Source organism: Kribbella qitaiheensis (assembly GCF_042657745.1).
GTDB classification, from domain to species: domain Bacteria; phylum Actinomycetota; class Actinomycetes; order Propionibacteriales; family Kribbellaceae; genus Kribbella; species Kribbella qitaiheensis.
In genome coordinates this window covers 1-22,250 of sequence record NZ_JBHSKE010000075.1, presented here as the reverse complement: position 1 = coordinate 22,250, position 22,250 = coordinate 1, and the positions used below count along the sequence as shown (strand labels likewise).

Annotated in this window: 14 protein-coding genes; 7 read left to right on the top strand and 7 right to left on the bottom strand. The window is 67.5% G+C overall.

Annotation, left to right across the window (positions count from 1 at the left end):
- Positions 1-29 precede the first annotated feature (29 nt).
- Entirely contained in the window at positions 30-413 is a 384-nt protein-coding gene (locus ACFPJ1_RS38980; protein ID WP_380111372.1) for a VOC family protein, read from the top strand.
- A 365-nt stretch (positions 414-778) separates the two neighbouring features.
- On the opposite strand, the gene ACFPJ1_RS38975 is transcribed toward ACFPJ1_RS38980, so the two are convergent.
- Positions 779-1,132 (bottom strand): hypothetical protein, encoded by a 354-nt coding sequence (locus tag ACFPJ1_RS38975; RefSeq protein ID WP_380111371.1) that lies wholly within the window; start codon positions 1,130-1,132, stop codon positions 779-781.
- An 89-nt stretch (positions 1,133-1,221) separates the two neighbouring features.
- Here ACFPJ1_RS38975 and ACFPJ1_RS38970 point away from each other — a divergent pair, with 89 nt between their 5' ends.
- Complete coding sequence (locus ACFPJ1_RS38970; RefSeq protein WP_380111370.1) at positions 1,222-4,662, top strand: error-prone DNA polymerase; 3,441 nt, start codon at positions 1,222-1,224, stop codon at positions 4,660-4,662.
- A gap of 290 nt (positions 4,663-4,952) precedes the next feature.
- Here ACFPJ1_RS38970 and ACFPJ1_RS38965 read toward each other — a convergent pair whose 3' ends face one another.
- Positions 4,953-5,876 (bottom strand): phosphotransferase family protein, encoded by a 924-nt coding sequence (locus ACFPJ1_RS38965; RefSeq protein ID WP_380111369.1) that lies wholly within the window; start codon positions 5,874-5,876, stop codon positions 4,953-4,955.
- Positions 5,877-6,430: 554 nt separating this feature from the next.
- A complete protein-coding gene (rox, locus tag ACFPJ1_RS38960; protein WP_380111368.1) occupies positions 6,431-7,993 on the bottom strand; it encodes a rifampin monooxygenase in 1,563 nt (520 codons plus the stop codon).
- Positions 7,994-8,520: 527 nt separating this feature from the next.
- Between rox and ACFPJ1_RS38955 the strand changes: the two genes are divergently transcribed.
- Positions 8,521-9,168 carry a histidine phosphatase family protein gene (locus ACFPJ1_RS38955; RefSeq protein ID WP_380111570.1) on the top strand — a complete coding sequence of 216 codons (648 nt, stop codon included), beginning with the start codon at positions 8,521-8,523 and terminating at the stop codon, positions 9,166-9,168.
- A 200-nt stretch (positions 9,169-9,368) separates the two neighbouring features.
- Here ACFPJ1_RS38955 and ACFPJ1_RS38950 read toward each other — a convergent pair whose 3' ends face one another.
- Together ACFPJ1_RS38950 and ACFPJ1_RS38945 are read right to left on the bottom strand one after the other, a co-directional pair.
- The gene (locus ACFPJ1_RS38950; protein ID WP_380111367.1) at positions 9,369-9,524 is read right to left on the bottom strand and encodes a hypothetical protein; all 156 of its coding nucleotides are present in this window, start codon (positions 9,522-9,524) and stop codon (positions 9,369-9,371) included.
- 198 nt (positions 9,525-9,722) lie between these two features.
- Positions 9,723-10,085, bottom strand: a complete 363-nt coding sequence (locus tag ACFPJ1_RS38945; RefSeq protein ID WP_380111366.1) for a hypothetical protein — start codon at positions 10,083-10,085, stop codon at positions 9,723-9,725.
- 178 nt (positions 10,086-10,263) lie between these two features.
- Here ACFPJ1_RS38945 and ACFPJ1_RS38940 point away from each other — a divergent pair, with 178 nt between their 5' ends.
- Together ACFPJ1_RS38940 and qcrB are read left to right on the top strand one after the other, a co-directional pair.
- Entirely contained in the window at positions 10,264-14,469 is a 4,206-nt protein-coding gene (locus ACFPJ1_RS38940) for an nSTAND1 domain-containing NTPase (protein ID WP_380111365.1), read from the top strand.
- A 485-nt stretch (positions 14,470-14,954) separates the two neighbouring features.
- Positions 14,955-16,388, top strand: coding sequence for a cytochrome bc1 complex cytochrome b subunit (qcrB, locus tag ACFPJ1_RS38935; RefSeq protein ID WP_380111364.1), 1,434 nt, complete (start codon positions 14,955-14,957; stop codon positions 16,386-16,388).
- 261 nt (positions 16,389-16,649) lie between these two features.
- Here qcrB and ACFPJ1_RS38930 read toward each other — a convergent pair whose 3' ends face one another.
- Positions 16,650-17,087, bottom strand: coding sequence for a hypothetical protein (locus ACFPJ1_RS38930; RefSeq protein ID WP_380111362.1), 438 nt, complete (start codon positions 17,085-17,087; stop codon positions 16,650-16,652).
- Between the two features lie 632 nt (positions 17,088-17,719).
- Here ACFPJ1_RS38930 and ACFPJ1_RS38925 point away from each other — a divergent pair.
- Complete coding sequence (locus ACFPJ1_RS38925) at positions 17,720-19,984, top strand: lysylphosphatidylglycerol synthase domain-containing protein (protein ID WP_380111361.1); 2,265 nt, start codon at positions 17,720-17,722, stop codon at positions 19,982-19,984.
- A gap of 12 nt (positions 19,985-19,996) precedes the next feature.
- On the opposite strand, the gene ACFPJ1_RS38920 is transcribed toward ACFPJ1_RS38925, so the two are convergent.
- Positions 19,997-21,058 carry a lysylphosphatidylglycerol synthase transmembrane domain-containing protein gene (locus ACFPJ1_RS38920; protein WP_380111360.1) on the bottom strand — a complete coding sequence of 354 codons (1,062 nt, stop codon included), beginning with the start codon at positions 21,056-21,058 and terminating at the stop codon, positions 19,997-19,999.
- Between the two features lie 210 nt (positions 21,059-21,268).
- On the opposite strand from ACFPJ1_RS38920, the gene ACFPJ1_RS38915 reads away from it, so the two are divergent.
- Positions 21,269-22,006 carry an alpha/beta fold hydrolase gene (locus ACFPJ1_RS38915; protein WP_380111359.1) on the top strand — a complete coding sequence of 246 codons (738 nt, stop codon included), beginning with the start codon at positions 21,269-21,271 and terminating at the stop codon, positions 22,004-22,006.
- The last annotated feature ends 244 nt before the right edge of the window (positions 22,007-22,250 follow it).

Below are 22,250 nucleotides of genomic sequence, written 5' to 3'. Positions count from 1 at the left end.
CTGAGGACCGGCCCCGCCAGGAGAGCCCGATGAGTATCGAGCTGAACCACACAATCGTGCACGTGAAGGACCGATGGGCTGCTGCTCGCGATGTCGGCGAGGTGCTCGGTCTGCCGGAGGCGAGAGCGTACGGCCCGTTCGCCGAGCTGAAGTTGGACAACGCGGCGAGCCTGGACTTCATGGACACCGAGGGCGAGATCCACGGCCAGCACTACGCCTTCCTTGTGAGTGAGGAGGAGTTCGACCTCATCCTCGGTCGCTTGCGGGACAACGGCCGCCAGTGGTGGGCCGACCCCTTCAAGCGCCAACCGCAAGAGATCAACCACGGGGACGGTGGCCGCGGCCTCTACTGGGAGGGCCCTGACGGGCACTGGTTGGAGATCATCACCCGTCCGTACGGCAGCGGCGGCTGATCTCCGAGCCGCCGCATGCGCGCGCCGGGCCTCGGTGTATCGGATCTGCCGCGATCCGGGAAGCGCCGAGGTCCCATTCAGGAGCCTGCTTGCCGTCGACCCAGGCAGCTCCACTTCCCGACATGGGTGTCGCACACGTACTGATCAACACCCTCAACACGACAGTGCGCGACGCGCCTAGAGACCCCGACGAAAGGACGCTCGTCCCAGTCGTCGACGTAGAACACCTGGGCGTTACCGGGTCCTCCGGACAGCCTGACTACCTGCTGATTTCCGTGCCATCAGCTCCGCCGCCAATCACCCGCGCTGTACTTCGATGATCACCGACGACACCGACAGAAACCCACGCATCCGCGGGCCATCGGTCAGCCGGTGGGGGTTTGGTGGATGCGGAGTTCGGTACTGCGCAGCCAGCTGATGGTGCCGTCGGGGTTGCGGACGCGGCCGATCCATTCGCCGTCGCGGCGGCTGAACACCCACGCGTCGAGCAGCCCGCCGGCCTCCCAGGTGGCCCGATCGACTTCTTGCGGTGCCTCAAGCCGTCGTACGGTGGCTGCGTCGCGGGGGCCGTGGGCGTCGTATTGCAGCTCCAGGTCGGCCGCGAGTTGGTGTGCGGCGGCTTCGAGCAGGCCGCGACCGCGCCAGCCGTTGCTGCCGCCGTCCCACACGCCGTACTGGCCGGCTTCGGTGTCTGGGCGCACCTTGAATCGTCCGAACATGACCACAGGATGCCATCAATCGAAAGTATGTTCTACTGGGGTCTGGGTGGCTGGACAGGGCCGCCTGTACGGGGAGCGAGGTGGTCACGGTGGGCTACAACAATCCGCCGATTCCGTGGTCGGAGCTGGAGCGGATGCTGTCGGACCGGTCCCGCCCGGACGGGCATGGTGGCCGGCCGGTCGAGGCCGACGGTGGCGACAGTCCGGCGTGGTCGCAGCACCGCGCGCCGTACGCGCCGCCGGAGTACGAGCGCGCCCGGCGTCCGGACGGCCCGGTGACGCCGTACGCGGAGTTGCACGCGCATTCGAACTTCAGCTTCCTCGACGGTGCGTCGTCGCCGGAGGAGTTTGTGGAGGAGGCCGTCCGGCTCGGATTGCACGCGATCGGTCTGACTGATCATGACGGGTTCTACGGGGTCGCTCGGTTGGCCGAGACCGCCGCGGCCTACGAGATGACCACCGTGTTCGGTGCGGAGTTGTCGATGGGGTTGACGCATCCGCAGAACGGTGTCGCCGACCCCGAAGGCAGCCACTTGCTGGTGTTGGCGGAGGGACAGGAGGGGTATCACCGGTTGTCCGGTGCGATCACCGAGGCCCATCTGGCGGGCGGGGAGAAGGGCCGCCCGGTCTATGACCTGGAGGAGCTGGCCGACCGCGGCCGCGATCACTGGGTGATCCTGACCGGCTGCCGCAAGGGTCTCGTCCGCCAGGCGCTGGCCAGCCCCCACGCATCGGGCTACGACGCCGCTGGGGCGGCGAAGGAGCTGGACCGGTTGACGGCGTTGTTCGGCAAGGACCGGGTCGTGGTCGAGTTGATCGACCACCGCAACCCGGTCGATTCGACCATCAACCACGCCCTGGCCGACCTCGCCCGTCACGCGGGCCTGCCAACAGTTGCCACCGGCAACGTGCACTACGCGGCACCCAAGCGGCACAAGTTGGCTGCCGCGCTGGCCGCGGTGCGGGCGCGCAGGTCGCTGGACGAGATGGACGGGTGGCTGCCGGCCGGGCCGAACGCGTTCCTGCATTCGGGTGCGGAGATGGCCCAGATGTTCCGCAGCTTCCCCGGCGCGGTCGCGCGGTCGGTGGAGCTGGCCGACCAGCTCGCGTTCAACCTGCGCAAGGCGAAACCGAAGCTGCCCAAGCAGGAGGTCCCGGCCGGCCACACGCCGATGTCGTGGCTGCGGCACCTGGTGATGGACGGTGCCGCCGAACGGTACGGCTCCCGCGAGGAACGCCCCGATGCCTACGAGCGGCTCGAGAAGGAGCTCGCGGTGATCGAGGCTCGCGACTTCCCGGGGTACTTCCTGATCGTGCACGACATCGTCGCGTTCGCCCGCTCCCAAGGCATCCTCTGCCAGGGGCGCGGGTCGGCGGCGAACTCCGCCGTCGTCTACACCCTCGGCGTGACTGCGGTGGACGCGATTCTGTTTGAGCTGCCGTTCGAGCGGTTCTTGGCCTCGACGCGGGAGGAGGAGCCGGACATCGATGTCGATTTCGACTCCGACCGGCGCGAGGAAGTCATCCAATGGGTCTATCAGAAGTACGGGCGGCGCAACGCGGCGCAGGTCGCGAACGTGATCAGCTACCGACCCCGCTCCGCGGTGCGGGACATGGCCAAGGCGCTCGGCTACTCGGTCGGGCAGCAGGACGCGTGGTCGAAGCAGGTCGACTCGTGGGGCGGGCAGGTCAGCTCTGATGATCACGACATTCCGGGGCCGGTGGTGGCGATGGCCGAGGACCTGTTGAAGTTCCCGCGGCATTTGGGGATCCATTCGGGTGGGATGGTGTTGACGGAGCGGCCGGTGGGGGAGGTGGTGCCGATCGAGCATGCCCGGATGGAGAACCGGACGGTGCTGCAGTGGGACAAGGACGACTGCGCCTACATGGGGCTGGTGAAGTTCGACCTGCTTGGTCTCGGGATGCTCGCCGCGTTGCAGTACACGATCGACACCGTCAGGGAGAAGCTGGGGGAGAGCTGGGAGCTGCACACCATCCCGAAGGAGGAGCCCGGCGTCTACGACCAGCTGTGCAACGCCGATTCGGTCGGGGTGTTCCAGGTCGAGTCCCGCGCCCAGATGGCGACGTTGCCGCGGTTGCGGCCGCGGCGGTTCTACGACCTGGTGATCGAGATCGCGTTGATCCGGCCCGGACCGATCCAAGGCGATGCGGTGCATCCGTTCATTCGCCGCAAGAACGGCGAGGAACCCGTCACCTACCCCCACCCTGCGCTGGAGCCGGTGTTGGAGCGGACGAAGGGGGTGCCGTTGTTTCAGGAGCAGTTGATGCAGATGGCGATGGCGATCGGCGGCATCAACGGCGACGAGGCAGACCTGTTGCGCCGGGCGATGGGCTCCAAGCGCGGCATCGAGAAGATCTCCTCCCTCAAACAGCAGCTGTACGACGGGATGGCAGGCCACGGGCTCACCGGCGCGGCGGCCGACGATATCTACGCGAGGATCGAGGCGTTCGCGAACTTCGGGTTCGCCGAATCCCACTCGATCAGCTTCGCGCTACTCGTCTACTCCTCCACCTGGTTCCGGCTGCACTACCCGGCCGCGTTCCTCGCCGCGCTGCTGCGGGCGCAACCGATGGGCTTCTACTCACCCCAGTCCCTGGTCGCCGACGCCCGCCGCCACGGCGTCACGGTCCGCCGCCCCGACCTACACCTGTCCGGCGTCTACGCCGAACTCGAGGAACTCGACGGCGACGACCTGAAGACCGCGCCCACTGCGAACCCTCACTGTTTGGATGATCCGCAGCCGCCGGTGGGGGAGTTCGACGAGCGCGCCAAGTTCGACAGCACCATCCACCGCCGCGACGGCCGGTACTCGGTCCGGCTCGGGCTGGCCGAGGTGAAGAAGATCGGTACCAAGATCGCCGAACAGATCGTTGCCGAACGCACCAACAACGGCCCGTACGCGAGCATGGCCGACCTGGTCCGTCGTACCGGGCTGACCGCGCCGCAGGTCGAGGCGCTCGCCACCGCAGGGGTCTTCGACTGCTTCGGCCTCACCAGGCGGCAGGCGATCTGGGAGGCCGGCCGCGCCGCCGAAGAACGCCCCGGCCAGCTCGCCGGTGTCACCGCCGCCGGGCCGCCACCGATGCTGCCCGGCATGACCGACGTCGAGATCGTCATGGCCGACCTGTGGGCCACCTCCATCACCACCGGCAAACACCCCATCGAAGAAGTCCGCCCACAACTCGCCGCCGCAGGCATCCTGTCGGCCGAACAGCTCCGCGACGCCGAAGACGGCACCCGCGTCCGAGCTGCCGGCGCAGTCACCCACCGGCAACGGCCCGCCACCGCCTCCGGGGTCACCTTCATGAACCTCGAAGACGAAACCGGCATGATCAACGTCGTCATCTCCGTCGGCTGCTGGAACAAATACGCCCGCATCGCCCGCGACTCCAACGCCCTCATCATCCGCGGCCGCGTCGAACGCGCCAAAGGCGTCGTCAACCTCGTCGCCGACCGCCTAGAACGACTCTCACTCGCGGCAAAGACCAACTCACGCGACTTCCGGTAGGTTCCGTGGCTCGACGATAACGGTGACGATGAGTTCCGACCGGGCTGGTCTGTCGAGCGCGCCTTGCAGCCTGCCGGCGTTCTGAACGCCTGGGCTCATGAGAATGGGGGAGTGGATCGGCCACGTCCGGTGCACCGACAGAGAGATCGTGTGGATCCCCGGCGCAGAGCTCCGCCGAGCGGAGCAGGACTGAATGCCGTGGAACGCGGGCAGGTACGAGCTCAAGTGGGACGGGCTGCTTCACTGAACTAGTCAAGTAGAGGCGTTCTTGGCGCGCAGAAGCGGGTCAGTCACACGAGCAGCGTCTCGAGCTCTGGAAGTCGGCCGAACATGTCGGGTAGGCCGCGCACGCCGTTGCGCACGGACTCGTGCGACAGCGCGAGGTCAGGGCCTGTGCTCGCCTCGACACCGGCCAGGCAACGGAGGATGTTCCACCTTGTGTGCCCCAGCCAGCCGCCGATCATGAATACGAACCAGCTTGGACCCGCCGGCGGCAGCGCTCCGCCCCCTGCGACGTAGCCGTCGAGGACCGAGCGGAAGATGGCGGGCTCGATGTTGTCGAAGCCAGGTCCCTTCGCGAGGCTCAGCGCGGTCGAACCGAGCTCACCGGCCAGGTCGAGCATCCCCGAGAGCTCCCAGTCGAGCACTATTGGCCGACCGTCTCGAGCGAGCAGGTTCCACGGTTGGATGTCTCTGTGGGTCAGTACAACGGGGCCTGGCCGTTCGCAGGTGTCGACGAAGTGGGCAATGGCGAGGAGCGTCTCGACCTGGGAGTCGAGTTCGTTGGCCCACGGCTGTCCGGTCGACGCCGCCCGCTCGGCGAGCTCGGGCCAGTCCCGTGACGCCGGGTCCTCGATCGACCCGTGGGTCCACTTGACGTCGAGCGCGTGGATGCGCGCGAGGATCTCACCGATCTCGAACGCGTACGCCGCCGACACTGGTGCTTCGGGCATCTTCTTTCCCTCGACCCACCGGTGGACGAGCGTGTGGTGGCTGGCGGAGATCGGCTCCGGCATCGGAATGCCGGCGGCGAAGGCCGCCCGCTCGAACCTGAACACGTCCTCGATGCGGTAGGTCCAGCGGCGGTCGAGGAGGTTCAACTCCTTCACCGCGAACGACCCTTGGTCGGTGTCGAGCCGGTACGTCCGGTTGGCGAACCCGCCGTGGACGCGGATCATCGGCCCGATCGGCGCACCGAGATGCGAAAGATTCACCCCACGCACTCTAGGACTCGAAGTTCATCGATGCACCCGCGTTTCTGGGGTTCGTCCAGTACGACGCGGCCTGGTTCCCGGAGCAGATCGCGACATCGCTGCCGCCTGCATGCCGGCGCGGGTCAGGCTGTTGCCGTGTTGTCACACGCGTGAGCGGGACGGAAAACTCAGCGCGGGGCGACACTGTGGCCATGGGCAACTTGTCGCCCGAACTCTCAGGCCCGGTTGAACTCGAGCTCGCCAAGGCTGTCGAGCAGTTACCAGGCAAGCACGGTATGCCAGGCGGACCCAGATACGAGTTGAAATGACGCGGGTTCTTCACCGAACCTGTCAAGCGATCCCGCGGACGACGGGGTAGTTCGCTGCCGCTGTTGCTGAATAGCGCGGTCACGGGTGAGTCCTGGGGGCGGGGTCTTGACTGCCGCGGTGCTCTTCCGCCGTCTTCCGGTCGTCACTCGGAGGCCAACTCTTCTCACAGGCCGACCTGGCGCCAGAGCACCACGGCTGATGCTGTCTCCAGCATTCCGATAGGCCTTTTCGTTGCTCAGGCGAAATCAGTTGGCGGGCTTGCCGAACCAGCGGGAGAGGTGGTCGTACAGGCTCTGCTGATCGTCGCCGATCCAGGCCACGTGGCCGTCGGGGCGTAGCAGGACGCACGGAACATCCAGTACCGCAGTGGGATCCGCGAGGTAATCGACCCGGTCTGACCAGCCGCCGACGGTCAGACGTTCGGTGCGGTCCAGCAACAGGCCGCGGCCGCGATGCAGCAGACCGTAGAGGTGGCCCTGCTTCACGTCGATGTCGCGCAGGCGGCGGCCGAGCAGGTCGGGGCCTTCGCCGAAGTCGTAGCGGATGCCGATCGCGGTGATCTTCTCGATCAGATAGCGGTTCACCTCGTCGAAGTCCATCAGTTCGGTGAGCAGCCTGCGCACGGCCTGCGGGCCCGGTTCGGTCGACAGCAGTTCGATCTGGGCGCGGGTGTTGTCCAGCACGTCATCGGCGACCGGATGACGTTCGGCCTGGTAGGTGTCCAGCAGTGTTTCCGGCGCCCAGCCGCGGATCTGTGCGGCCAGTTTCCAGCCGAGGTTGAACGCGTCCTGAACGCTCAGATTGAGGCCCTGTCCGCCGGTGGGTGGATGGATGTGTGCCGCATCGCCGGCCAGCAGGACCCGCCCGACCCGATAACGCTCGGCCAGCCGGGTGGCATCCCCGAAGCGGGACAACCAGCGCGGGGAGTGCACGCCGAAATCGGTTCCGGCGATGGCGCGCAACTGCTGTTTGAAATCCTCGAGGGTGGGAGGTTCCGCGCCATCATTGCTGACTGCCGCCTCGCTGACTCCCGCGACAGGGACTACGACGCGATAGAGCCCTTCGCCGAAGGGCCCGAGACTGAAAATCTTGTTGGTCTCGCGGGCTTCGGTCACCTTGGCGGCGATCTCCTTCTGCGGCACACCCACTTCCATCTCGCCCATGAGCGTCTCGGTCCGCGAGGGCTCGCCGGGGAAGCCGACGCCGAGCAGTTTGCGCACCGTACTGCGCCCGCCGTCACAGCCGACGAGATAGCGCGAACGCAGCCGTTCCCCGTCGGCCAATTCGACGGTCACACCCTCGTCGTCCTGCTCGAAACCGGCCACCGCACAACCGCGCCGGACCTGCGCACCCAGTTCGATCGCATGTTCTTCGAGCAGGTGAACGATGACCGGCTGCGGGATGCCCAGCAAATAGGCGTGCGCGGAATCCAGGCCCTCGGGCGCGGGTTTGGTGATGGCGGCAAAGAATCCGCCGGCCGGACGCTGTCTCCCGCGTTCGAGAAGGCGATCCAGCAGTCCGCGCATCGCCATCAGCTCGATACTGCGAACATGCAGACCGACTATGCGGACGAACGACGCGGGCTCGGTTTCCTTCTCCAGAACGAGTACCCGTACGTCGTGCAGCCGCAATTCGGCGGCCAGCATCGCGCCAGTCGGCCCGCACCCGGCAATGATCACGTCGAACATGAGGGGCGCGCGATCGGCGCGGGAGGCCGACAACCGGAGTCCGGGGACGTCGCCCGCGGTGAAGTCGCGCTCGACCGTATCGTTCGACGACGGCTCGGCGGTGAACTGCGGAGAGTGCATAGGTGTTGCCTTTCGGGAGTGCCAAGTTGCCGAGGCGCTCCGGGCGACACCTACGTCAATCGCCCGACCGTGACGGGAAGAGGGAGCACCCACATCGATACAGCCTTCATGGGTCTCACCTCCTCGGGCGGTGTCACGGTCCACTGCAAGCTACAAGCCCGAGCATCACCCCGTCCAATCCTTTCCCGCGACGTGATCACGAGTCCGGACTGGCCCGAGCGGTTGCAGGGCGAATCCGGTGCAGCGACCGGACAGTCACGTGCGGTACTCGGGCTGAGACTGTCCAGCAAGGGATCCGGGCTCGCCCGGTGTGGCGCCAACCACTTGCCTAGGGCAACACTGACGAGGTGGGGGTCGTGAAGTCAGAGCAGTCGATGACGATCTCGGAGCCGACGGCGGCCGACGTTACAGCCGGCTTAGGTGAGCGTTCGGGCGAACAAACGCTATTGAAGACGCGGCTGGTGACGCCTTGGCGGTGCTGACTCGTGAGAGGCTCTGAGCCTGCAAAGGTGGGTCGGAGGAGGGGAATGAGACACATCTACCTCGTCACGCATCCCGAGGCACAGCATCACGTTGACGGCGTCGTTGGAGGCTGGCACGACTCAGACCTGACAGCCCGTGGGCGCCTGCAGGCCGAACGCATCGCCGAGGTCCTGGCGAGCAGGATCGGACGCCAGCCGGTCGAGGTCTACTCCTCTGATCTGCGTCGAGCCAGTCAAGCGGCAGAGCGAATTGCTCGGAGGTTCTTCGTCGAGGTTCGGACTGATGCGCGGCTTCGCGAGAGGTGCAACGGTGAGGCTGACGGGCGTCCGCAAGCGTGGCTCGCCGAGCGCCGCATCCCACTTCCGGAATACGGCGATCGACTCGGCCACCACGACGGACCAACTGGTGCGGAGACACGAATGGCATTGGTCGAACGCCTGTACCCGGCCCTCGATGACATCCTCCGTCGACCAGTCGCGAACCAGATAGTGGTGTCTCACGGGTCCGCGTCGAGCTATCTGATTGCTGCCTGGATCGGTATGCCGATGACGTCGACAGACCGGGTCTTCTTTCCGCTGACTTCAGGCGGTATCACCACCCTCCTGCGCAACGACACCCCCTTCAGCCATCAGGTTGTGTCTCTGAACGAGACCCAACACCTGCAGGGTCTTGAAGAGCCACCACTGGTGTGATCTTGGCCCCTCGCGCAGCATCCCACCGGTACTGTCGTCAGACGGTGGTCGTCACAACACTGAAGCGGCGGACAGGCACGGGCGCTCGCGAGCGCCGCTCTCGCTAGGCGCGGGGCTGTTCACCCTGGCATCTGCCGATCGGGCCAGCTACCGACACGGATCCGTCGTACCTACAGGGGCGCGCGGGTACGACGACCCGCCTAGATGTCGCGCGCATGGCGACGCCGGTACAGCCACATGCCGGCGAACGCGAGGCCGGCGCCCCCGAGTGCGGATGCGCCCGCCTGCCGGGCCTCGGCCCCGCCGTCGTTCGACAGACCCGGGTCGAGCGCCACCTCCGCGGGGGGCACCGACACAGGGGCCTCCTCGCAGGCAGGGTGGTAGGCCCAGTGGCAATCCGGCGTTGTTGTGGACCCGGACCAAGGCTCGGGGGCTAGTTGTGCCGACGCTTCGGTAGCGGTGAGCGTCGCAGCGCCCAGCGCAAGCGCGGATCCTACGGTGGCCCAGTACTTGCGGTTCATGATTCCTCCTTTCAGGCGTCGCGGCGTACGGATTCAGGCCGGGTGCGGCGCCGAGTGGTCGCGGCGTCGCTGTACGCCGAGGGTGATGCCCAGCCCGGCTCCGCCGAGGGCGATGCCGCCGAGCGCACCGAGCGCGACCGAGGTCGTGTCCAGGCCGCTCTTCTGCTCGACAGGGCTGATCTCGTACTGCGGGTCGTAGTTCGGGTAGTTGGGTGGCCCCGGGTTCGGCATGGTCGTCGACGTCCCGGACGGGCCGTTGGGCTCTGGTTTCACGATGCCGGTCGCCGGCGTGGCGGTCGCCATGAGGGCCAGCAGGATGCCTGCGCCGCTCGCCGTCAGTGCGGCCAGACCTTTCCTCCGAGCCTGGGATGTGGGCTTCGGTGCGTGTGCGGACATGATTCCTGTGCTCCTGTTCTCGCGTCTTGCGGGGGCCCGCCGCTTCTGGTGTGCCCGGGGTGCGCCTGACGTTCCATGACTCGGTTGTCGCTCAGGTTGGTATCGCGTCGGTTGGGCTCGGTATCACGGCGGTATCGCGGCCGTTGACGGCCCGGTTCGGGGGGTCGACAGTCGAGGGGTGGGTATCGCAGTTCTCGGCCCGCTCACGATCGAGGGGGATCACAAGGCTCTCGGACGACGCGACCGGGTCGTACTTGCAGCACTCGCCGTGCACCCCGGAGACGTGGTCAGCGCCGAGGTACTGGCCGACGTGTTGTGGGGGGAGCAGGTACCTCCTTCTTGGCCGAAGGTGGTGCAGGGCTGTGTAGTCCGGCTCCGCAAGGTTCTCGGTATCCACGCGATCGAGACCTTGCCGCTGGGCTATCGCCTCGCCGTACCGCTGGACGAGATCGACGCGCAGCGGTTCGAGCGCGCGGTCGGCCGTGCTCGCGAACTACTGGCGGCCGGGGACGCTGAGCGGTCCGCGCTGGTTCTCGCGGATGCGCTGACGCTGTGGAGGGGCCGCCCCCTCGCCGATCTAGACGGGTGGGACGTCGGCCGGATCGAGGCGGGGCGGCTGGAGGAGTTGCGGCACACGGCCGAGGAGCTGTACGTCGAGTCGGCGCTGCGGTCAGGGCAACATGACAAGGTCATGGCCAAGGCGCAGGGGTTCGTGGCTGAGGCCCCGCTGCGCGAACGCCGTTGGGTTCTGTTGGCGACCGCGCAGTATCAGGCTGGCCGGCAGGGCGAGGCTCTGCGGACCATTCAGCGGCTGCGCAACGTGCTGGATCGTGAGCTCGGCCTGGACCCGAGCCCGGGCATCGATGCGCTGGAGCGGGCGATCCTGCGCCAGGACCCGTCATTGGTGGTGGAGAGCGCGCTGCCGGAGCCAAGTCCGGACTGCCCGTATCTCGGCCTGAAGTCGTACGACGTGGACGACGCGGACGGCTTCTTCGGCCGGGACTCCGACGTCGCGGCGTGCCTGCGTAAGCTGTCCGAGACGTCGGCACTGGCGGTGGTCGGCCCGTCTGGTTGTGGCAAGTCCTCGCTGGTGCGGGCAGGGGTCGCGGCTGCCTTGCGCCGGGATGGGGTCCGCGTCGTGGTGATGACCCCGGGTGCGCATCCGGTCGCCGCGCTGGCCGCTGCGATGCCGGGCCAGGGCGCGCCGCCCGCGCTGGTCGTCGACCAGTGCGAGGAGGTGTTCTCGCTGTGCCAGGACACCGCGGAGCGCGAGACATTCCTGACCGCGCTGAGCGCCCACCAGGCCGTGGCTCCGCTGATCTTGTCGTTCCGCGCCGATCGGCTGGCCGACATCTCCTCCCATCCCGGCTTCGCTCGCGCCGTGGAGCAGGGGCTGTACCTGCTCGCCGGCATGACTGAGACCGACCTGCGGGCAGCGATCGAACATCCGGCCCGGCTGGCCTCACTGGTCGTCGAGCCGGGGCTGGTCGACCTACTGGTCAACGATGTCGCCGATCAGCCGGGCGCACTTCCACTGATGTCGCACGCACTGGCCGAGACGTGGCAGCGGCGTGAAGGCCGCACCCTGACTGTGGCGGGCTACAACGCCTCGGGCGGGATCCGTGGTGCGGTCGCCCAGTCGGCCGAGGAGATCTACGAGCGAATCCCCGCAGGGCAGCGCCCTGTACTGCGCGACCTGATGCTGCGCCTGATCACACCTGGCCCGGAGGGCGAGCCGGTCCGCAGCCGGCTGCCGCGGCGGCTGGTCGTCACCGGGCCTGAGAACGACGCGATGATCGATCTGCTTGTCCGCTCGCGGCTGGTCACCAGCGACACCGGTGTCGTCGAGCTCGCCCACGAGTCGCTAGCCCGTGCCTGGCCGCGACTGCGCGGCTGGCTCGACGACGACCTCGAAGGCCAGAAGATCCTGCACCACCTCGCCACCCTGGCCGACTCCTGGGACACGCTCGGCCGCCCGGACAGCGAGCTCTACCGCGGGGTGCGCCTCGCGAAGGCGCTGGATTGGCAAGAACGTACGACGCTCGCCCTGACAGCGACCGAACAAGATTTCCTTGCCGAGAGCAAGCGACTGTCGGAGGCCGAGCTCCGCGCAGCCGAAAGCCAGGCCCGGCACCAGGCCCGCGTCAACCGCCGCCTCCGCGCCGCCCTGAGCACCGCGGCCATCCTGCTTGTCGGCGCGTTGATCGCAGGCCTCGTTGCGGTCCGCCAGGCAGAACGCGCTGAACGAGTGGCGACCAGCGAGCTCGCACGCCGGGTCGGGGCACGCGCACAGCTGACCGAGGGCATCAGCCACTCAGTGCTGCTCGCCGCGCACGGCGCTCGGCTAGACGACTCCCCTGAGACACGGGCGAACCTCGTGGCGGCGATCGGCAAACTCCCCACGTTGGTCAGATCGTTCCCTACCTCAAGCAGGTATGTAAACGGCATCTCGGTGTCGCCCGACGGAAGCCGGATCGCTGCCGGTGACGACCGGGCCGGTTTCCACTTGTACGACACCGGCACGGGTCGGGTAACCGACTCATACTCCTTCGGACCGGCGGCCATCGAGCCTGCGTTCAGCACTGCGCGCTACAGTCCGGACGGCCGGTACCTGGCGGCCACCGCCGCCCCCTCGATGCTTCGGCTGCTCGACGCCGAGACCCTCGACCCGTTACCCATCGCCATCCCGCCGCGCACCGGTTCTTACCTCGACATCGCCTTCAGCGCCGACTCACGCTATCTCGCCGCCAGCGTCTGGGCGGATTCCGACCTGTATGACAGGGACCCTGAGGAGCCGGTGCGCCTGCTCGTGTGGGACCTCGGCACGGCCGGCCGCGCACCGCGCGAGGTGGCGGTCCCACGTGGCGCCCAGGGGATCGTCCTCAGCCCAGATGGCCGAACCATTTACAGCCAGTCGCCACTCACCGCCTACGACGTGGCCACGCGCACACAAAAGTGGCAGCGCCCCGACCTCCGAGGCTTGCTCAGCATCGACATCAGCACGCGAGGAGACCTCCTGGCACTCCAACTGCAGAACCAGGAGGGGGCCGCCACCGCGACAGGTCTGGTCGACGCGCACACCGGCAAGACCGTCAAGGTTCTGCGCGGGCACACCGCCCCGACTGACAGCCTGGCCTTCTCCCGCGACGACATGCTGCTGGGCTCGACTTCGCTCGATGGGGAGGTCATCGTCTGGGACGTGGCCACCGGCACCCCCCGCGACCGCATCAAGACGTTCGAACCGTCGCCCCCAATGACTGTGGCGGGCCTCGAACTGACGCCGGTCAGCTTCAGTCCCGATGGTCAGGCGCTGTACACCGGCGGCGACAAGGGCATCATTCACGTCTACGACCTGTCCGGGCACCGGCAATACCTTCGCCGGACGCAGGCCGTGCCCGCGCGCGATTACCTGCACGTGCTCACCTCCGACGACGGCAGGACGACGGCCTACCTGTGGCGCGACGGAAAGGACTCCTGGGTGAACTTCGCGGACACGACAACCGGCGCCACCACTACCCCCGCGCGTCTCGGCCTCGAGCTCGGAGAGAGACCCTTGACCTCCGCAACCTGGCACCCCAACGGCCGGCACCTCGCCATCCACGACATCGACGAGATCACGGTTGTGGACTCCCAGACCGGCAAGGTGCGCAAGGAGCAATTGGACCTGGAAATCTCCGCGATGACCTACGTCGAACGCGGTGCTCGTATCGCAGTGGCCGACTCGCTAGGCTACCTCCGCATCTTCGACGCGGAGACGCTACTGCCCAGCGGAACGGTCCCGCTGTGGGGAGCTCTTGGTGCGGCGTCACCGGACGGTGAGACCGCGGTGGTTTTCGGCTCCTTCTCCCGGGAACCCGTCGACCAGCGCTGGCGGATCATCCGCATTGCGACTGGCACGGTGGTCTCGGATGGCGATCTGCAAAGGCTGCTCGTCACCGACGCGACATACTCGCCCGACGGCCGCCGCATCGCGGTCATCGGGGTCAATGGCGAGGTGCTCACCATCGATGCGCAGTCGAGACAGGTCAGGCGCGCGCCGGCCGGACACAAAGATGAGGGCCTGTTCGTCCGCTTCTCACCAGACGGCTCACGCCTCGTGTCCGGCGCCGCGGACGGCACCGTCAGTCTCTGGGACGCGCGCACACTCGACCTCCTCGGCACCGTCGCCACCTCCACCGGAGCCGAGCCAGTCGCCGTCTCCCCAAGCTTCGCCGAGGGCAACGACATTGTGACCATCGCGGCATACGACGGACAGACCTACCGCTGGGACACGCGCCTCGAACAGGCCATCGCCTACGCCTGCACAATGGCGGGTCGCAACCTCACCCCCGACGAGTGGACCCAGGCGTTCGCCGACCGCCCCTACGAGAAGACCTGCCCCTGATCTCGGCCGCCCCAGGCAGCTGGGGACTGCTGGGCCGCGCCGGCGAAGCGACCGCAGACGAACAGAGCGACAGCCTAGGTCGACGATCGCTGCGACCAGGCCACCACGTCGGCCCACGTGGGGCTCCTGCATCGCGCCGTCCGATCGCTGACCAGCAGCCAGTCTGCTACCTGGCGGTGTCCGGAGCGATTCGCAGGGTTCATCTCGCCTCGGTCGCTCGTCACCGCATCTTGTCCGAACGCGACTGAACGCGGCCGAACTGCAACCGGAACCGCAACCGTGGGAGACCGAGCTGCAGGGGGCAGACCACGACCATCAAGTCCATCAGCGCGAACTCTCCTCGCCCAGCCCGCCCGGGCGTCCGATCCAGCGCTGACGTGAGCGTGATGTGCGACACGGGACGTCACAGTCGCGCTGGCTGCGGTGTCGTATGGATGACCGCGGATTGCGGCCCGGCGTGGAGGATGACCAGGGAGGGTCGAGCCATGCACCGCTCATGGAGCAACCTGCGAGCAAGGGTATTTCCCGACCATTGGTCGCTGCTGTTCGGCCAGATCGCCTTCTACAGCTTCGTCGTGATCGTGCTCAGCGGCGTGGTCCTGACGGTGAACTACGAACCGTCGGTCGATCACGTTGTGTACGACGGACCGTACGCGCCGCTGCGCGGCGTAGAGATGTCACGGGCACTGGATTCGACCATGGCGATCACCTTCGAGGTCCGCGGTGGGTTGCTGATGCGCCAGGTCCATCACTGGGCGACGCTGATCATGGTGGCGGCGATCACGCTGCACTTGTTGCGGCTGTTCTTCACCGCCGGGTTCCGCCGGCCACGGCGCCTGAACTGGCTCGTTGTCTTCGGGCTGCTCATCGTCATGCTGGCCGCATGCCTCACCGGCACCTCACTCCCGGACGACATGGCGTCCGGCATGAGCCTCGCCGTACTCGACGGTGTCCTGCAGGCGACTCCCCTCGTCGGCTCTGCGCTCTCGGCCCTGCTGTTCGGGGGGCAGTTCCCGGGCGATGTGATCTCGTGGTTCTACCCGTTGCACATCGTCGTCCTGCCCGCCGTACTTGTCGTCCTCTTCGTTGTCGGCGCGGTCCTCGCGCTCAGGCACAAGCCCGCGCAGTTCGCCGGACCCGGGCGAACGGAAGACAACGTGGTGGGACGTCCGGCAACTGTGGCCGCGGTCAAGAGTGTTGGCCTGTTCTGCTTCGTCGCGGGGGTTGCGATCTTCATGGCCGCGACGGCCACCATCAACCCGGTGTGGCTGTACGGCCCCGCGGATCCGGCGAACGCCTCGGCCGGTGTCGGCCCGGCGTGGTATCTCGCCTTCCTCGACGGCTCGCTTCGGCTGGCGCCAGGCTGGGAATTCGTCTGGTGGGGCAAGACGTTCAGCTTGGCCGTACTGCTGCCGGTCACGGTCTGCACGCTGTTCCTTGCGCTCGTCGCCGTCTACCCGTTCATCGAGGAGCGGCTGACCGGCGACCGGAGGCATCATCACCTCCTCGAGCGGCCGCGCAACAACCCGACCCGAACCGGCATCGGAGTCGCCGGTATCACCTTCTACGGCATCCTCTGGGCCGCAGCCGGCGCAGACACCATGGCCGTGCTGTTCCACCTTTCGGTCAACTCACTCCTGCACGTCTTTCAGGTCCTCGTGATCCTGGGCCCGCCCGCCGCACTGGTGATCACCCGCCGCATCTGCGACGGGCTGCAGGAACGGGACGCGCGGATTGCGGTGCTCGGCGTCGAGACCGGCCAGATAGTCCGGCGGACGGACGGCGGGTACGTCGAGCAGCACCGTCAAGTCGACGCATATCGGCGCTGGCAGCTCGTGGGTGCATCCGCGGAAAAGCGCGCGTTGACCGCACAGACCATCCCCGCGACGAGGGACGCAAAGCACGAAGGTGCTGAATGACAGGCATGAGGAGCATGGTCAGCGGCGCAGTTTGCAGTCAGGCGAATGTCACAGTGAGGACGATAACGGCAAGCATCGCATCCAGGACCGCTCGCGCTGGCCAGCGATCAGCGCGTGCATCATCGCCCGTCCGGACACCCCGAACAGGTCGCTGACCACCGAGCTGAGCTTGATCTAGGCGTCCTCAAGCAGCTTTTCCACCCGCTGCATCTCCCGTCCGCGGTCTCGGATCAGGGCCCGTCGCCAGGTGTGGCACACGGGTTACGGGGCGCTTTCCGCGGCCCGGGCCCGCTCGTCGGCGTATACGCGCGCGTCCAAGGCGTCGAGGGCCAGCAGCCGCGCGTTCTCGACCGTCCACTGCGCGTAGTCGATTGCGTCGATCGCGTCCGCCTCAGCCCAGTCCGCGTCGTTCGCCGCCATCTTGGCGTCAAGCTGCGTGTTGCGCTTGTCGATCTTCGCCTTGGCATCGTCCATTTTGGCCGTCGCGTCAGCCTTCATCTGCGCCCACTTGCTCTGCGCGCGCTCGGCGGTCTCGCCGGCCTTCTGCTCGGCGTCCTTGCCTGCCAGGTCGAGGTCGACCTGGGCTTGGTCAATCCGCTCGCGGAGTTGGTCGCGCGACTCGGTCGCCGCGCCCTTCACCGAGGTCAGCGCTGCGGAGGTGCGCTTCTCGAGGTCTTCAAACCGTGTGGAAAAGTCCATCTCGTCCCTCCTTATGGGATTCCGGATGCGGTCCACAACAGATTCAGCCAACGCCTCGGCGACCCACATGGCAACCCCCGCGACCCCGAGGGATCGCTGCGGTCGTCGGCGCTACTCGTGGAGCCTGGAGCGGGGGGCTTTCGGCCGACCGGGAGGCCCTTCCAAGCTCACCGTCTGGAACGCGGGCGTGACAGACACTGCCGAAGCCCGAGCGGCCGACGGAACCGCACAAGCCACCACAAGTTCGGCGATGGCGTGCTCGGAGTCGGTGAGCTGCGCCGGTTCGCAGTGAGTGGCGCAGCAGATGCTACTTTTTGCGCGGAGGAGCATTCTTGTTCTTGGCCCAGCTCAATCAAAGGGCACAAATGGCAACCGCGATGATGACTGCGCCGCCGGGTGGGAGGAGGCGCTTGCTCAGCAGAGTAGAGGCACTGCTTCAGCTGCGTTGCGAGTCGCCGGGGTTGTTGTCCGCGTCACTCGGGCTCTCGCGCGATTGGGACCGAGCTGCCTCTGACGTGGTGGGGTAACTACCCGTGCGCGGCGCTCGACAAGACCACCACCTGGTGCTGCTCATCGCCGCTGAGGTGGGCGGGAGGAATCGCCGCACGATCGACGCAGTCCTGTTGGGTGCAATGGTTGTCTTTGCAGGTGCGGCGGCCGCGATCGCGGTGTCGGCGCCTGGTCAGGATGAGGCCGCCGGGCAAGCGTTGGTCACAATTCTTGGCTGGACCGAAGGTCTCTGGCGGGCGCTGGTTGTAGCCCTGCTCGTGCTCGCGCTGGTCGTCGTCGTCGACATCCTGGTCCGTCGCCGGTGGCGCTTAGCTCGTGACGTCTTGGTTGCGCTTGCCGTGCTGGCTGGCGCGGGGAGCGTCCTCGGGCAGGTAGTTGGGCCGAGCTGGTTTGCCGTCGACACAGACATGTGGTCTCGGTGGGGATTCCCTGAGTACCGTCTCGCGGCCGCGGCCGCCGTCGTAGCCGTGGTCGGCCCCGAGCTCGTTGTGCCTGTTCGGCGTCTGCTCGGTTGGCTCCTCGCGTTGGCGGCTGTGGCGTTGCTGGCCATGGCAGCCGCGCTGCCCTCTGATGTGCTGGCCGCACTGGCTCTCGGACTCGGATCTGGCGCTCTGGTCCGGCTGCTGTTCGGTTCTGCTGCCGGAATACCACCGGCCGATATCGTTCGTGAGTCGGTGCAGTCGCTGGGCGTCGACGTCGACGACCTCCGGCCGTCGACCCACCAGAAGCGCGGTGCGGCGGCGTACACCGGACGTGACCGGGTTGGACGACCGCTCCACATTCGGGTGCTGGGTCGTGACGCACAGGACACTCAGCGCCTGGCGCGTCGTTGGCGCCTGCTCATGTATCGGGACCCTCCACGCAGCGCACCGGTCGGACGACTGGAGCAGGTCGAGCACGAGGCGTTGGCGACCCTGATGGCCGCCCGGGCAGGTGTGCGCGTCCCTGAGGTGGTCATGGCGGCGCTAGGACCCGGCGGCGACGCGGGCCTCGTCACCCGACGAACCGACGACGACCGTCTCGAGGCGATGCGTGCCGATCAGGTCACGGACGAGACCTTGCTCGACCTGTGGCGTCAGGTCGCCAGACTGCACGCGGCGGGCATCTCGCACGGAAGACTCAACGCCGATCATGTGATCCTGAACGACGGTCAGCCTGTGCTCGTTGGATTCGCCGCGGCGACGTTGGGAGCTCCACGCTCGGCGGTCGACATCGATGTCGCGGAGTTGCTCGTCGCCTGCACGGCGCTCGTCGGCCCCGACCGCGCGCTCGCAACAGCCATCGATGGCGTCGGCGTCGACGCTGTGACGGGTTCATTGCCGTACTTGCAGCGTGCCGCTCTGACCCCGCACACGCGGGACCTGGCCGGCTCCCACGAGGTCGCCCTCAAGGCGCTACGGGCCGCGGCCGCAGCCGCCGCGGGCACTCAACCAGTCGAGATCAAGCCGATGCGGCGGATCCGCGGCCGCGACTTCCTGGTCACCGCAGCGGTGGCGTTGGCCGCCTACCTGCTGATCGGCCAACTTGCGGAGATCGGATTCGACACGATCGCCGACGCCCTGCGCAACGCCGAACCGGCCTGGCTCATTACCGCGCTTCTGGTGGCTCAGCTCGGGTTCGTTCCAGAGGCGATCTCTCTGCGGGGAGCCGTGGCCACCCCCCTTCCACTGGTGCCGTGCGTCGCGTTGAAGTCGGCGCAAAAGTTCATTGGCGTGGCCGTTCCCGGCTCGGCCGGCACGATCGCCGCCACTGTGCGCTTTGTTCAGCGAATGGGAGGATCAGCTGCGGAGGCCGTGGCCTCAGGCGCGGTCGACGCCCTGGCCGAAAAGATCGTGCAGATCATCCTCGTCCTGCTCATGCTGCCCCTGGTCGACCTCAACCTGCACAGCAGCGACGTGCAGATCCGCACTCCTGATAGCCGACTGGTCGCGGCAATCATCGTTGCGCTTCTCGTCAGCGCCACCGTGATCTGGCTGGTCCCGTCCATCCGCCGCAAGGTCCTCCCATCGATGCGCCAAGGCCTTGCCACCCTCCGCGTCGTGCTGCGAACCCGACGAAAGAGGCTGGAACTCTTCGGCGGCAACCTTGGCGGGGAACTGACCTTCGCGCTCACACTCGGTGCCGTCTGCCACGGCTACGGAGTCGAACTCACGTTGGCACAGCTCCTGTTCGTCAACCTGGTGGCGTCCGCGCTCGCAGGGTTGATCCCAGTACCGGGCGGCGTCGGTGCGGCCGAGGCCACCCTCACAGCGGGCCTGGTCGCGTTCGGTGTCGACGAGTCCACGGCGTTCGCGATCGCGGTCACCCACCGCCTGTGCACCAACTACCTCCCACCCATCTGGGGATACCCCTCACTGCAATGGCTGCGGCGCAAGGCCTACCTCTGACTTTGCGGCTCGTCAACTCTGCGCGTTGCTGGAGCCATAGCGGTGCCGGAAGAGCAGGTATGCGACGCCTCCGGCGAGCAGCGGGAGCCAGTACGCGACGATGCGGTAGAGCAAGGTCGCCGCCAGCGCGTCGCCGCTGGGCACGCCTGCGAGGGTGAGCATCCCGACGAGGCCGGCCTCGACGAAGCCGAGCCCGCCGGGAGTGAAGGGCAGCAGCGCCAGGAGCTCTCCCGCGACGTACGCGAGGACGACGAGCGACGGTCGCGGGTCGGCTCCGACTGCGTGAAGCGCGGCGAGCAGCGCGAGGTAGTCGAATACGGTGTTGCCCACGGCCGCCGACAGTGTCGCCTTCCAATGCCGGCCGGCCGTCGTGCGGACGAAGTCGCGATCCGCGAGCAATCGCTGCGGAATGTCGGTAACGTGCTTGTGCCGCCTGATCGTCGCGTTGATGAGCCACTGAATCGCGCGTCCGGCATTCTCGAGCGGCTTATCGCTGACGAAGGCCGCCGTACCCCCTGCCAGGAGTGTTACGAGTATGGCGGCGCCGAGGTAGGCCGCAGCCTCCAGGCTGTGGTTGATCGCTGCCCCGCCCAGGACCGCTGGTAGCGCGAGCACGGGCAGGGAGAAGGTCGTCGCCATCTGCAGGAGGGAGGCTGCGCCGAGCGCCGTGACGATCTCGCCTGTGTCGTCGGCGACGCCGGCCTTGCGCAGCACCGAGGTCGTGGCAGCTGTGGAGGTGGCGCCACCGCCGGGCAGGACGTGGGCCGCGGCGAACCCGCTGAGCTGCGCGGCAGCGACGGGGAACCAGGCGCGGGTGCCCAGTACGATCCGATCGACCTCCCACAGACACACATAGCTCGCGATCTCGCAGGCGAGGGCGAGGATCGCGAAGGGCCAGTCCAGATGGGAGAGCGATCGCCACGACCCGAAGACCGAAAGCAGGCTTGGGAGCAACAGGTACAGCGACACACCGCCGAGCACGAGCAGGACGGCCGGGCGTACCCGCCGCCACCACCCGCCCTTGCCTCGGGCCGGCGGCTGCGGCGCCGCGGACCCGTCATCGTCCGCGGTCACGGTCATCCTTGCGCCGCATCCGGCAATCCGAACGTTCCACGACCACTAGTTTCCACTGGCGGCGGCCTCGGTTGGATTGAGCACCGAGCTCCCTTCCGCCGCGCCGGAGGCGGAGAAGGCCGCCACCAATCGTTTCGATTGCCTTGGCCCCCAGCACCACTCACAGGTCTACAGTCGCGACATACGCAATCCGTCAACATTGGAGCTCTGATGGGAATGGCTGCTGAGACCCCGACGATCGTCCTGGTCCACGGTGCATGGGCCGACGCGACCGGCTTCGACGCCGAAATCCGTGCCCTGCAGGATCGCGGGTATTCCGCCATCGGGTTCGGCAACCCGCTTCGCGACCTCGCTGGAGACGCCGCCTACCTGGCCGAGTTCCTGCGGACCCTGAGCGGTCCGATCGTGCTCGTCGGCCACTCCTACGGCGGGAATGTGATCTCCACCGCCGCCATCGGCAGCGAGCAGGTCCAGGCGCTCGTCTACCTCAACGGCTGGATGTGCGACGTCGGCGAGAGCCAGCAGCAGCTCCTCGAAAGGTTCGAAGGCAGCCTTGTGGGGCCTTCGATCCGGCCCGTTCCGTTCACCAACCCCGACGGGAGCGAGGGCGTCGATCTCTACCTCGCCCCCGAGGCCTTCCGAGAAGCCTTCGCCGCCGACGTCGATCCTGCGACGGCCGCAGTTATGGCCGCGACACAGCGGCCTTACGCCGCCGCGGCATTCGCAGCCACGCCGTCGGCCCCGCCGGCGTGGAACACCCTGCCGTGCTGGTATCTGCTCGGCACCGAGGACAAGGCCATCCCGCCGGAGTTGCAGCGGTTCATGGCCGAGCGCGCCAACGCGACGATCGTGGAGGTCGCGGCTTCGCACGTCTCGTTCGTGTCCCAGCCCGAGGCCGCGACCCAACTCATCCTGCAGGCCGCTGAAGCGACAGCCGTCGTCGGCTAACCGGCGCAGTCTGACGATCGCTCGTCTCGCCAGACGCGATGATCGTCGGGTTGGCCGACGCGCTCGCCGCCGACACACCCGCTCACCGACAGGTCCGTACGTTAAGACCGCCAGCATGCCGCAGTCGAAGCCGGGCAGGGTCGCGCATCAGTTGGCGTAGATCCGTCGCGGATCAGGGTCAAGTCCAGCGGGGTGGTGTAGCGGTTGTGTCGCGTGATCCTCTGGTTGGTTAGGCGCTGAGCGC

What these genes read in the sequence shown, in the direction of transcription:
- ACFPJ1_RS38980 (WP_380111372.1), top strand. Translation starts at nt 30, where the DNA reads ATGAGTATCGAGCTGAACCACACAATCGTGCACGTGAAGGACCGATGG.
- ACFPJ1_RS38975 (WP_380111371.1), bottom strand. Translation starts at nt 1,132, where the DNA reads ATGTTCGGACGATTCAAGGTGCGCCCAGACACCGAAGCCGGCCAGTAC.
- rox (WP_380111368.1), bottom strand. Translation starts at nt 7,993, where the DNA reads ATGCACTCTCCGCAGTTCACCGCCGAGCCGTCGTCGAACGATACGGTC.
- ACFPJ1_RS38955 (WP_380111570.1), top strand. Translation starts at nt 8,521, where the DNA reads ATGAGACACATCTACCTCGTCACGCATCCCGAGGCACAGCATCACGTT.
- ACFPJ1_RS38945 (WP_380111366.1), bottom strand. Translation starts at nt 10,085, where the DNA reads ATGTCCGCACACGCACCGAAGCCCACATCCCAGGCTCGGAGGAAAGGT.
- qcrB (WP_380111364.1), top strand. Translation starts at nt 14,955, where the DNA reads ATGCACCGCTCATGGAGCAACCTGCGAGCAAGGGTATTTCCCGACCAT.
- ACFPJ1_RS38930 (WP_380111362.1), bottom strand. Translation starts at nt 17,087, where the DNA reads ATGGACTTTTCCACACGGTTTGAAGACCTCGAGAAGCGCACCTCCGCA.
- ACFPJ1_RS38925 (WP_380111361.1), top strand. Translation starts at nt 17,720, where the DNA reads ATGGTTGTCTTTGCAGGTGCGGCGGCCGCGATCGCGGTGTCGGCGCCT.
- ACFPJ1_RS38915 (WP_380111359.1), top strand. Translation starts at nt 21,269, where the DNA reads ATGGGAATGGCTGCTGAGACCCCGACGATCGTCCTGGTCCACGGTGCA.